We start from the raw sequence: 9690 nt of genomic DNA, 5'->3' as shown, positions 1-9690 counted from the left end.
GGGGCCGCCGCCCACATGTCCCTTCATCAAAATCACAATGTCAAAGAGCGACAAAAACCGACGCACCATCAACCCCTTTTTCTCGGGGCTAGCTATGCGCCTAGTTTTTGCTGTCCGCCGCTGCGCTCCGTTCCGGTGCACCGCTGCGGTGGAGGCCATCTATGCGGCGAATCATGTACCGTCAAGTGGGTTCATCACTCTTTTTGATCTGGCTCGATTTAATCCGGCGAATGACACGGATTGCGCACAGGAGGGCATCGTTGCCGAAAGGGAGACCGCGCCATTCTCCAAACGCAGGCGAACCTTCTTTAGGCGAGGTCCGCGGGCGGCTGTCGCGGCTAGGCATGGCCTGCGTCAGCTGTAATGCCCTGCCGGGCTGGCGAATGCTGCAACCACTCCGCGACGCCTTCATGCCGGAAGTGCCGGATCAGACCGACTCGCTTGCCCACGTCGCCAAAGCGCGCGAACTGCTCGAATTCCTCAAGACCGCAACACCGGACAAGGGCCCCGTCACCGGCTTCGTCGTCGGAAATCTGGACGACAGCTCGGAACGCAAGTGTTTCACGGCAAGCGGCGGTGTCCGGTTCAACTTCTGAAGTCTGCTTACCCTGCACCGCCGAGGACGAACGGCTCCGTCAGAATTTCGGCCGGACCACCGTAGCCCTGAAGACCGGCTGCCTGTCCAAAGATCTGCCAGCGCTCTTCAAAAAACGACTCGGCTGAATCGCCATGGAAGATATCCGGCTCGCTGATCCGATGCAGGCGGTTCACACCGCTGATCAGATCGGCGAGCAGCACGCACCATTTTCGCGGCGGTCCAGCCGCCATTCGCCCTTCACGCTGCGCGGTCTCTACAAGCGCGATCATCGGCGCCAGATAGAGCTCGTTCCAGCGCTTGAGGTTATCGCGCATCTCTTCCGAGTACGCAGCCTCGGCAAGCAGGAAGCTGGCGAAGGATGCGTCGGCCGGATCGATGCTGAAGTGGAAATAGCGCAGCGCCGTTTCGCGCAGCGCTGACACCGCATCGGAATCACGCGCCACCGCATCGATCGCGTCGGTCAGTTGCCTGAGGTCCCGTTCGACGACCGCGTCGACCAGCGCCATCTTGCTGGGATAGCGGCGATAGATAGTGTGCTTGGTGACGCCGCTCGCTGCCGCGATGTCGTCCATCGACGCTCCGGCGACACCCTGTTCGCAGAACACGGCTCTCGCTTGAGTCAGCACGCGATCAGCGATTTCCGCCGCTTCCTCTCGTGTCGGGCGTCCCTGGCGTCTTGGTTCCTTCTCCACGCCGCGCCCCTAACAACAAAAAACGACACTAGCCAGTTGCTTTTATGCGAATGCAAGATAAGTGCACCGATAAGTGTCGATACCTGTCGGAGATTCGTGCGTGCCTCGCTTTCCCCTGTCCCGCTCGCTCCTTACGGGCGCTGCATTCGTCTCGTTCACCGCTCTGGCGGGCTGTAGCGAACCTGCGCCCCCGCCCCCACCGGCGCCGGTCGTTGATGTCGTTACAGTGACGACGGGAAGCGTACCGAACATCGTTGAGCTGCCCGGCCGTATCGAGGCCGTGCGCTCCGCGGAGGTTCGCGCCCGCACCGATGGCATCGTCAGCCGCCGCCTTTACCAGGAGGGCACCGACGTTCGCGAAGGCGCCCCGCTCTTCCAGATCGATCCGCGCGACAAGCAGGCGCAGGTGCAGCAGGCACGCGCAGCGCTGCAGCGGGCGCAGGCGTCGCGTGAGAATTCGGCGGCGGTCGTCCAGCGCTACCAACCGCTCGTGAGTGATCGCGCGGTCAGCGCGCTCGAATATGACAATGCGCGGTCTGCGCTGCGTCAGGCTGAGGCCGGTGTCGCAGATGCCCGCGCCTCCCTTGCCCGCGCCCAGCTCGAGCTCGGCTATACGCTCGTGCGAGCGCCGATCAGCGGTCGCGTAGGGCGCGCGCAAGTGACCGAAGGCGCGCTGGCAAGCGCAGCGAGCGCGACCTTGCTGACGACGATCGAGCAGATGGAACCGATCTATGCGGTCTTCACCCAATCGAGCGCAGAACTGCAGTCTCTGCTGGCGCAAGCGCGTACCGGCGCCGTCGAACTTCCCGCGCTCGCGCGCGTCGAGGTCCGGCTCCTTCTCGAAGACGGTAGTGAATATGGCCCCGTCGGCCATATCGACTTCGCCGACCAGACCGTGAACCCTTCAACCGGCAGCCAGACGATCCGCGCGACCTTCGCCAACCCCTCGCGTGCGCTGCTTCCCGGACAGTTCGTGCGGGGCCGGATCACGGCGGGCACGACCGGCAATGGCATTTCGGTGCCGCAGCGTGCGGTTCAGATCAACAATGAAGAGGCACGCGTTGCCGTGGTTGGCGGAGACGGAACGGTACAGTTCAGGACCGTCACGCTGGGCGGCCAGACCGGGTCGAGCTGGGTAATCCGTTCGGGTCTCAAGGCCGGTGAACGCGTGATCGTCGACGGCTGGCAGAAGGTACAGCCCGGCCAGAAGGTTCAGGCTCGCCCAGCCGCCGCCGCGGCGAAGAAGTGAACGGACGCCAGATATGAACCGCTTCTTCGTCTACCACCCGGTCTTCGCCTGGGTGATCGCCCTGTTCATCGCGCTTGCCGGCGCGATCGGCCTCGCCAAGCTTCCCGTTGAGCAATATCCCGACGTCGCGCCGCCATCGCTTAATCTGATGGTGCAGTATCCCGGGTCCGATGCCGACACGCTCGACCGTAACGTCACTTCGGTGATCGAGAAGGAACTGAACGGCGTCGAGAATCTGCTCTATATGAGCTCGACGAGCCGGGCGAACGGCTCGGCCCAGATCGCGGTGACGTTCAAGTCGGGCACCGATATGGATGTCGCGCGAACGCAGGTCCAGGACCGGCTCGGTCGGGTCGAGACGCGCTTGCCGGAAGAAGTCCGCCGCCTCGGCATACAGATCCGTGAAGCTTCGTCCGGCTTCCTTGCGATCGTGGCGCTTACCTCCAACAGCGGTAGCACCCCCATCCTTGATATCGGCAACTATGCCAGCAACAGCATCCTCGACGAGCTGCGCCGGATCGAGGGCGTGGGCGACGTCCAGCTGTTCGCCTCACCCTATGCGATGCGCATCTGGCTCGATCCAGAGAAGCTTGCCGGTTACAATCTTTCAGCAGCCGAAGCGCTTGGCGCGGTTAAGGAACAGAACGGGCAGACAGCCGGCGGCGGGCTTGGCGATCAGCCCCTGGCCAAGGGCAGCGAGTTCAACGCGCGCATCGTCACGCAGAACCGCTTTTCGACGCCTGAACAGTTCCGCCAGATCATCGTCCGTTCCAACCCGGATGGCTCGACCATCAGGCTGAGCGACGTCGCGCGCGTCGAACTTGGCGCCGACAGCTATAATTTCTCCTCGCGCCTCAACGGCAAGCCCGCGGCGATGATGGCGATCCAGATGACCCCGGGCGCCAACGCGGTCGCCACAGTCGAAGCCGTGCGTTCGCGCATGCAGGAGCTGTCGACCACCTTCCCGCCCGACATCGGATGGTCGGTGCCGTTCGATTCGACGCCGTTCATCAACGCCTCGATCGACAGCGTCGTAAGCACGCTGATCGAGGCGATGGTGCTCGTCTTCCTCGTCATGTTCCTGTTCCTGCAGAACTGGCGCGCAACGCTGATCCCCACCATCGTCGTACCGATCGCCCTGCTCGGCGCGTGCCTCGGCCTGTGGCTGTTCGGCTATTCGATCAACACCCTGTCGCTGTTCGCGATGGTCGTGGCGATCGGCATCCTCGTCGACGACGCGATCGTCGTGGTCGAGAATGTCGAGCGCATCATGGCCGAGGAAGGCCTGTCTGCCCGTCGCGCCACCGTGAAGGCGATGGGACAGATTACCGGTGCGATCGTCGGCATCACGCTGGTGCTGATCGCCGTGTTCATCCCGATGGCGTTCTTCCCCGGATCGACCGGCGGTATCTATCGCCAGTTCTCGGTGACGCTCGCCATCTCGATCCTGTTCTCCGCAATACTCGCGCTGACCCTCACCCCGGCATTGTGCGGTGCGCTGCTCAAGTCAAACGAGGCGCATGGCCCGGACGGTCACCATCAAATCGAGCCCAAGCCGGGCGTTCGCGGCTGGCCGCAGCGTTTCTTCAACTGGTTCAACGACCGGTTCGGGCGCGCGACCGACAGCTACACCCGCTCGGTCGGCACGATGCTCACCCGGCCGGTGCGCTGGCTGATGGTCTTCCTCGTGATGATCGCCGTCACCGCATTCCTGTTTACCCGCGTTCCCGGCGGCTTCCTGCCGAACGAGGATCAGGGCTATGTGATGATCAACGTAGACGCACCGCCTGCGGCCACCGCGCAGCGCACCGACGTGGCGATGCGCAAGGTCGAGCAGTTCGTGCTCGCCCAGCCGCAGACCGAGCTCGCGGTATCGATCTCGGGCTTCAACTTCTTCGGTCAGGGCCAGACCGCGGGCATGGTCATTCAGCGGCTCAAGCCTTGGGATGAGCGGCCGGGTGCCGCCAATTCGGCCGCGACGATGGCCGGCAAGGTCATGGGCTTTGTGCAGGGCATTCCGGAGGCGAACATCTTCGCGATCACGCCGCCGCCGATCCCCGCGCTCGGCAACGCGACCGGCTTCTCGATGAAGCTGCAGAACCGTTCGGGCGATCGCGCCGCATTGCTCGACGCACGCAACCAGATCCTCGCAAAGGCGATGCAGAGCAAGCTGCTGGTGGGTGTCCGCCCCGAAGGGCAGCCCAACGCGCCTCAACTCTATGTGGATATCGACCGGGTTCAGGCGCGCGCGCTCGGCCTGTCGATCGCCGACGTCAACGCCACGCTCTCGATCTCGTTCGGCTCGGCCTATGCCAATGACTTCGTCCGCGAAGGCAGCGTGCTGCGCGTCTACCTTCAGGCAGCCGCCGAACAGCGGATGAGGCCCGAGGACGTGCTGGCGCTGCGGGTTCGCAACGATCAGAACCAGATGGTCCCCTTCTCTTCCTTCACCCAGGTGCGCTGGATCGACGGACCGCAACAACTCGAACGCTATAACGGCTATGTCTCGATGACCGTTTCCGGTCAGGCCGCGCCGGGTCTGTCGAGCGGCGATGCGCTGGTCGAGATGGAACGGATCGCGACGGAAGTCCTGAAGGGCGACAACGCCTTCGAATGGACCGGTGTCGCACGCGAGGAGAAGGAAGCTGGCGGCCAGGTCGGCCTGCTGCTCGGGCTTTCGCTGCTCGTCGTGTTCCTGCTGCTTGCGGCGCTCTACGAAAGCTGGGCGATCCCCTTGTCGGTGCTGCTCGTAGTGCCGTTCGGCGTGCTCGGCGCCGTCGCCTTCACCTTCCTGCGCGGGTTCTCGGCAGACGTGTATTTCAACGTCGGCCTGATCACGATCATCGGTCTCGCCGCCAAGAACGCGATCCTGATCGTTGAGTTCGCACTGGAGCAACGCCACCGCGGTGTATTCGAGGCAACAGTCGAGGCGGCACGTCAGCGTCTTCGCCCGATCCTGATGACCAGCCTTGCCTTCATTCTGGGCATGGTGCCGCTGGTAATCGCATCGGGTGCGGGTGCCGCCAGCCGTCAGGCCGTCGGCAGCGGCGTGATGGGCGGTATGATCGCCGCGACGATCTTCGGCATCTTCTTCACCCCCGTTTTCTATCTCGCCGCCCGCCGCTGGCTGGCGCGCGACAACGACCATGAAGCGGAGGATGCGCGCGAAGAAGCGGATGACGCCACGCGCGGTTCGGAGACCATCAATGCGTAAGTTCGTAGCCCTCGCCGCCGCAGCCTCGCTTACGGCCTGCAATTTCGCCCCGCAATATCGGCAGCCGCCGACGCCCGTCAGTGCTGCATTTCCTGAAGCGCAGGGCGGATCGCGGCTCGCCACCGAAATCGGCTGGCGCGAATTCTTTGGCGACGCGCAATTGCGGGCGCTGATCGAGACCGCGTTGACCAGCAATCAGGATCTTGCCCAGGCGGTTGCGCGCATCGAACAGGCACGCGCCCAGTATCGTATCCAGGACGCATCGCGCCTGCCCGAGCTCGGCGGACAGGCCGGGGCCGGCCGCAGCCGGACCTCGGCTGCGCAGAGTGCGGGTGGCGGCGCAGTCACGCGCGACCAGTTTAATATCGGCGTCGCGGTTCCGGCATTCGAGCTCGATTTCTGGGGCCGCGTCCGCAATCTGAACGATGCGGCGCGCGCGCGCTATCTAGCGACCGTCGAGGCCGAGCGTGCCTTTCGCCTGTCGTTGATCGGCCAGGTCGCCGCCACTTATCTCGCCGTTCGGTCGGCGGAGGAGCGTATCGTCCTCGCCGAGCGTAGTGTCGCCAGCCGCCGCGAGGGGCTGCGGATCGCTCAACGGCGACTGGACGCCGGCGTTACCTCGACGGTGGACTATGATCAGGCGGCACTCCTTGTCACCCAGGCGGAGACCGAGAAGGCCGAAGTCGAACGCGCGCGTGCGCAAGCGAGCAATCTGCTCACCGTCCTCGTCGGCGGACCGATCGGACAGGCTCTGCCGACTGGCAATCCCGTCACCAGCTCAGGCCAGTTCCGCGACATCGACCCGGGCCTGCCCTCGGCGCTTCTCGCCAATCGCCCCGATATCCTTGCCGCCGAACAGCAACTGCGCGCAGCCAATGGCGATATCGGAGCAGCGCGTGCCGCGTTCTTCCCCAACATATCGCTGACCGGCAATGCGGGTTGGGCGTCGACCGAGCTTGGCGACCTCTTCAAGGGACCGTTCCAGAGCTGGTCATTTGGCGGAGCCCTCAACCTGCCGATCTTCGACTGGGGACGCCGCGAGGCGCAACTCGACGTCAGCAAGGCGCGCGCGGAGGAACTGACCGCCGCCTATAGCCGGGCCGTGCAGGAGGCATTCCGCGAGGTCGCCGACGCGCTCGCCGGTCGGCGCACCTATGCCGAGCAGATCGCAGCGCAGGAGCGCGCGGTCGCGTCCCAGCGCCGCCTCGCCCAGACGGCGCGGCTGCGTTACGATAATGGGGTCGCGATCTACCTCGAAGTGCTCGATGCCGAACGCAACCTCTTCGCTGCAGAACAACAGCTGCTCGCGTTGCGGACGGCCGAGTTGCAGAACGGGGTGTCACTCTACATTGCACTGGGCGGAGGCCTGAAGTGACGGGCCAGCCCCGCATCGCTTTCGGCACGCCTGCGCGTCAGTGATTTGCGCAAGACTTCACGCCTCGTCCCGGCGTGGACGACCGCGTGATCCGGCAATCGATGCGCGGATCCTGACGAGCGCGCTTCGTCTGTTCGGCCGGACCGGCTGGCGCGAATTTTCGATCGAGAAGGCGGCGAAGAGCGCCGATGTCTCAAAGGTAACACTGTACCTGCGATGGCAGAACAAGACAGCGCTGCTGATCGATGCACTGCAGTTCGCCTATCCGCCCTGGGCCTTTGACGATGCGCCGGAGGCTGCGGAGAAGCTGGTGACGATCGTTGAAGCGATGATTGTCGAGCTCACGAACGAGACCGGCTGGGCGGTGCATCGCGCGCTGCGAGACCCGGCGTTGCCAACGGAGCTTCGCGATTGTTGCCACAAGATCGTCAGAGATCGCCTGACAGCGATTGACTGGCTGGTCGAGCGCAGGTGGGGCCAGGCTGGGCTGCAACATTCCGTCGATCCGCAGCTGATCCGCAAATGCCTTGTCGGAGCAGCCATGGGAGAAGCGGGTGACATTTTGCTGACCGGGCGTATCCCAGCCCCCGGAGAAATCCAGAACTTTGCCCGGCAAGCCGTCGAGCTTGTACTGACCCGCTCGATTCAGGATGGCACGACGGACGACTAACCCCGCCTGCCAAGTCCAACGGTGCGCAGATCGCGAACGGTTCGCCGAGGGCAATTCGCGCCTCTTACAGAAGACGACGCGGCCCTTTCCAGAAAGGTGGCAGACGAACCGCGCGGCCCGCTACAACGCCTTGCGCTGTGGCATCACATTGTGCGCGGCCAGCCCCCTTGCGACGGCAGTATCCGTGCTCTGCGCACCGTCCAGATTCCAGTTCAGCTTGTCCTTCATCCGCTCACAAACCCGGTCGTAGAGCCTGCGCTGATGATCGCTTAGGAAGCCAACCATGATCTGGGCGTAGATCCGCTCACCCGCCGGCGTGAGGCGGTAGGATTGCAGGTCGCGTTCGACATAGCCTGCCTGCTCAAGCGCGTCGAACTTGGCAGAGACGACGGATTCGATGCCGAGTTCACGGGCCTCTGTCAGATCGGCACGCGTGCGCTTGCCGAAATAGACATAGTGTTTCTCATAGGCATGGGCCGGCGTGGCCATGGCTATCGGCAGCCTGTGCTTCTCCAGCAAGGTTTCGGTATACGCCTTCTCGAACTGGTCGTTGCCGTACGCGAGCCCCCTGGTCATGCTGTACGCGCCAGCCCCGACCCCGACGAACTCGTCATAATAACCGCCATAGACGATCTCGAACATGTAGCGGCAGCCCGGCATGCCCGGCTCCGAAAAGAAGTACATGTTCTGCGCGTCATAGCCCTTGGCAAGCTCGGCGCGCGCGTGGTGGAAGAGCTCCCAACGCCGCGCGCTCGGCGGAGGCGGCGGATACTCACCACGCCGGACGCGATCGAGGAAGCTCGGCAAGGTCGCGAGATAGTCGAGCGGAAAGACCGAGATATTTCCGACGTCGAGCGCCAGCGCAGCTGCCATATCGGCCTCCACCTCACGTTCGGTCTGTCCGGGATAGCCGACGATCATGTCGAAATTGGCGGCTTCGAACATTCTGCGCGAGCGGTCAGCCAGCGCATGGATCTGGTCGAAGGTCGCGGTGAGGTTCATCATCTCGCGGTAGCGCGGGTTGAGGGTCTGGATCCCGAACGAGACACGGTTCGCACCCGCACCCGACGCTGCCGAACAGAACTCCTCCGTCGCCGACTTCGGCTCGACCTCGATCGTCACTTCGGCGTCGGACGACAGGCGGAAGACGGACCGGATATGCCCCAGAAGCGCCTCGATCTGATGCGGGCTGAGCACCGATGGCGTACCGCCGCCGATATACACCGCATCGATCGTCCAGGATTGGCAGAGCCGTGTTTCGGCGAGCATCGAAAGCTCGAGGTGCAGGGCCTTAAGATACCGCTCGATCCGCTCCAGCGTACCCACTGATTTGATGAACGGACAAAAGGCGCAGATCGTCTCGCAGAACGGAATATGGACATAGAGTCCACGCTTGCCGCGCCCGGGTGTGGGATCAGGGGTGTTGTGGAACAGGCCCGCCATCGCGACCGGGTCCACGGTATAATTGATGTCGAAGAACGGGAAGGTGAAGGATTCGAGCAGGATGTCCTGCGGCAGAAACAGCGGAAGATAGTCGTTGTGCATGCTTTGCCTCCCCTTCCAGCCAAGGCTGGCCCCTCCCGACAAGGCTGGCCATATGACGCGCAAGGATGCCGACGAGCACAAGCAGCCCGCCCGAACGCGCACTTCTAGCGCGCCCAGTCCGCACCGATGCTACACACCGGACGTCATTAAACGCCCGGCCCGCCGTGTCCGCACACACAAAGGCGGCTGACCTGTCTAATGTGCGCAGACGCCCGCGCCGGGTCCAAAATGCGGAAACGCATCGCGGCCGGGCGACAGGCTCTGCACCGGGCGCTCAGCCCGCGATTGACAACCAAACTCGCATTGCGCCCTCCCCTTCCAGAGTGAACCAGAACCTTTTCGCGAAC

7 protein-coding genes are annotated in these 9690 nt (G+C 63.9%); 5 read left to right on the top strand and 2 right to left on the bottom strand.

The window, feature by feature from the left end; all coding sequences use genetic code 11:
• The first annotated feature begins 383 nt into the window (after positions 1-383).
• Positions 384-596: a hypothetical protein gene (locus AC07NK_RS18015; RefSeq protein WP_495171986.1), complete on the top strand. Its 213-nt coding sequence runs from the start codon at positions 384-386 to the stop codon at positions 594-596.
• A 7-nt stretch (positions 597-603) separates the two neighbouring features.
• On the opposite strand, the gene AC07NK_RS18010 is transcribed toward AC07NK_RS18015, so the two are convergent.
• Positions 604-1224 carry a TetR/AcrR family transcriptional regulator gene (locus tag AC07NK_RS18010; protein ID WP_495171997.1) on the bottom strand — a complete coding sequence of 207 codons (621 nt, stop codon included), beginning with the start codon at positions 1222-1224 and terminating at the stop codon, positions 604-606.
• Between the two features lie 139 nt (positions 1225-1363).
• On the opposite strand from AC07NK_RS18010, the gene AC07NK_RS18005 reads away from it, so the two are divergent.
• The 4 genes from AC07NK_RS18005 to AC07NK_RS17990 are packed head-to-tail and all read left to right on the top strand — an operon-like array spanning position 1364 to position 7798.
• The gene (locus AC07NK_RS18005) at positions 1364-2539 is read left to right on the top strand and encodes an efflux RND transporter periplasmic adaptor subunit (protein WP_495171985.1); all 1176 of its coding nucleotides are present in this window, start codon (positions 1364-1366) and stop codon (positions 2537-2539) included.
• 13 nt (positions 2540-2552) lie between these two features.
• On the top strand, positions 2553-5753 hold the full coding sequence (locus AC07NK_RS18000; RefSeq protein ID WP_495171984.1) for a multidrug efflux RND transporter permease subunit: 3201 nt from the start codon (positions 2553-2555) through the stop codon (positions 5751-5753).
• The gene (locus tag AC07NK_RS17995; RefSeq protein ID WP_495171983.1) at positions 5746-7128 is read left to right on the top strand and encodes an efflux transporter outer membrane subunit; all 1383 of its coding nucleotides are present in this window, start codon (positions 5746-5748) and stop codon (positions 7126-7128) included. Before AC07NK_RS18000 ends, AC07NK_RS17995 begins: the two co-directional genes overlap by 8 nt.
• A 40-nt stretch (positions 7129-7168) precedes the next feature.
• Positions 7169-7798, top strand: coding sequence for a TetR/AcrR family transcriptional regulator (locus AC07NK_RS17990; protein WP_495171982.1), 630 nt, complete (start codon positions 7169-7171; stop codon positions 7796-7798).
• 120 nt (positions 7799-7918) lie between these two features.
• Here AC07NK_RS17990 and AC07NK_RS17985 read toward each other — a convergent pair whose 3' ends face one another.
• A complete protein-coding gene (locus AC07NK_RS17985; RefSeq protein ID WP_495171981.1) occupies positions 7919-9343 on the bottom strand; it encodes a coproporphyrinogen-III oxidase family protein in 1425 nt (474 codons plus the stop codon).
• Positions 9344-9690 lie beyond the last annotated feature (347 nt).

This window comes from Sphingomonas sp. GW821-FHT09B04, from assembly GCF_059418285.1.
This window is presented reverse-complemented; position numbering and strand designations above follow the sequence as displayed.